General features: G+C 35.5%; 2 protein-coding genes and 1 pseudogene. All 3 read left to right on the top strand.

The features are described from left to right. Nucleotides 1-76: 76 nt before the first annotated feature. Nucleotides 77-241: an AMP-binding enzyme gene (locus AC1DUW_RS26215; protein WP_477643859.1), complete on the top strand. Its 165-nt coding sequence runs from the start codon at nucleotides 77-79 to the stop codon at nucleotides 239-241. Nucleotides 242-945: 704 nt separating this feature from the next. Then, nucleotides 946-2,049 carry an amidohydrolase/deacetylase family metallohydrolase gene (locus AC1DUW_RS26210; protein WP_053345914.1) on the top strand — a complete coding sequence of 368 codons (1,104 nt, stop codon included), beginning with the start codon at nucleotides 946-948 and terminating at the stop codon, nucleotides 2,047-2,049. Then, nucleotides 2,027-2,343, top strand: a pseudogene (locus AC1DUW_RS26205) (SelA-like pyridoxal phosphate-dependent enzyme); the annotation flags it as partial. The gene AC1DUW_RS26210 and the pseudogene AC1DUW_RS26205, both read left to right, overlap by 23 nt.

Here is a 2,343-nt window from a genome sequence, read left to right as displayed (position 1 = left end):
GATTCCACAAATTCTACTAATCTAGGTGCTTTAAAGTGAGCCATTTGAGACCGGCAGTAATTATTCCAATGCGAATGTGACTGAAGAAGAAGTTATTAATTACTGCCGGTCTCAAATGGCTCACTTTAAAGCACCTAGATTAGTAGAATTTGTGGAATCTTTACCAAAAACAGCAACTGGAAAACTGCAAAAATATCGTTTGAGAGAAATACATTGGAAAGGATCGAAGAAGGTAAATTAAAGGCTTTCTCACTTGTTTTTCAGATAAACGGTTATTATCAACTTTTTGTAAATACTAAGATTATTGTATGTAATATGGCGGTTCTAAAAGGATCTTCTAATTGAAGATCCTTTTTTAGTGCTTTTAAGACCTGTTTAGACACTCTAATCTAACATTTTAGAAATTTCATTCACATTCCATGAAATAAATAGAATGGGTACATTGAAATTTTTTTCTTGCGTTGGGGAAATTCAGTTTTTTATAAGCAGGAATTGAAAAAACGTCAGCAAAGTAAATGGTTAAGTTAAGGAGGCCAACAATGGCTTAAACCACAAATTTGTATTTAGCTCCATCAGTTTAAACAAATATGTGGTTTTCACTGTTTATGGGATTTAACTTCCTTCTGCATTAAAAAGCCCTGTAAAACCTTTGTTCTTCCTTAATAGCTAATTATTATTAATAATGTCCCCTTATAGCTAGGGACCTATGTTTAAGAGAAAAAATTTTTTTTAAGTATTATCAGGCAGCAACTTACGCATAATTAGAACTTGAAAATGACTCCAAAAAAATATAAATCTAAACATTATAACGTTATATTGATTAATCCAAAAAAATGTGATAATCTATTTTTGTTAAGTGAAATAAATAACTGCTTATAAGAGTTGTAAACGTATACAAAATCGCTATTTAACAATCTATAGGGCGTACCGAAAAGGATGAGTGAAATGACAGGTAGGTTCGTACTACAAAATGTAAAAATGGTAGAGGGAAATGCTGCAGATATCATATTGGAAAATAGAAAAATTGTAGAAATTGTTCCGCCCGGAACTGGAATCGGCGAAAAAGTAATGGACTACAAACACAAAGTATTTGTTTCCAGCGGCTGGATTGATATGCATGTACATGCCTTTCCCGAATTCGATCCGTATGGAGACGATGTTGACGAGATTGGTTATAAAACAGGTGTAACAACGATTATAGATGCTGGCAGTACTGGAGCAGACCGCTTACCAGACTTGGTTAGTAGTTGTAAAAATTCCAAAACGAATGTATTCGCCTTCCTAAATATTTCACGAATCGGATTGAAGCGAATCGATGAGTTATCAGATATATCTTGGCTAAACGAAGAAGAATTAAAAAAGGCCATTGCTGAAAATAGAGACTTTATCATAGGTCTTAAAGCAAGAATTAGTAAAAGTGTAGTTGGTACAAATGGTGTTGAACCATTAAAAATTGCTAGAAAATTTTCTGCAGATACTGATTTACCTCTTATGGTCCATATCGGTTCAGGACCACCTAATATAAACGAGGTCCTTGATTTACTTGAGGAAAAAGACATTATTACACATTACTTAAATGGGAAAGCCAATAATTTATTTGATGATAAAGGAAAGCCCCTACCTGAGTTCAGTCAGGCTATTGAACGGGGTGTTCATTTGGATGTTGGTCACGGAACTGCAAGTTTTTCTTTCCCAACAGCAGAAACTGCGAAAAAGTGTGGTGTCCACTTCAATACAATTAGTACGGATATATACCGGAGAAATCGATTGAATGGCCCTGTTTTTAGTATGGCAAATGTTCTTTCTAAATTTTTGTATTTGGGATATCCGCTAAAAGAGGTAATTGATGCGGTTACTATTAATGCAGCAGAGTGGTTAAAGAAACCAGAGCTGGGAAGGATTTCTGAGGGAGATATCGCGAACCTCACATTATTCTCAATTGAGAATGAATCGACCCCTTTACTGGATTCCGAGGGCGAAAAGCGAGTTGCAGAACAAAGAGTTGATGTAAAAGGAGTGGTTATAAATGGAGAATTCATTGAATGCTAAATATGGTTTGAAAAGAGTTATTAATGCAAGTGGAAGAATGAGCATATTAGGTGTTTCTGCACCTACAGATACCGTAATGGATGCCATGAAAACTGGTGGTCAAAATTACGTTGAAATCTCAGATTTGGTTGATAAGGCAGGACAACATATTGCGCAATTGCTTCAATCTGAAGCAGCGGTTGTCGTAAACTCAGCATCAAGCGGAATGGCCCTTTCAGTAGCCGCTATCGTAACGGAAGGAAACAGAAGGAAAAGCGAAAGACTTCATCAAGAACCTATTCAAAAGAATGAAGT

The sequence above is a fragment of the Peribacillus sp. P4_C12 genome (genome assembly GCF_056402095.1).
This window is presented reverse-complemented; position numbering and strand designations above follow the sequence as displayed.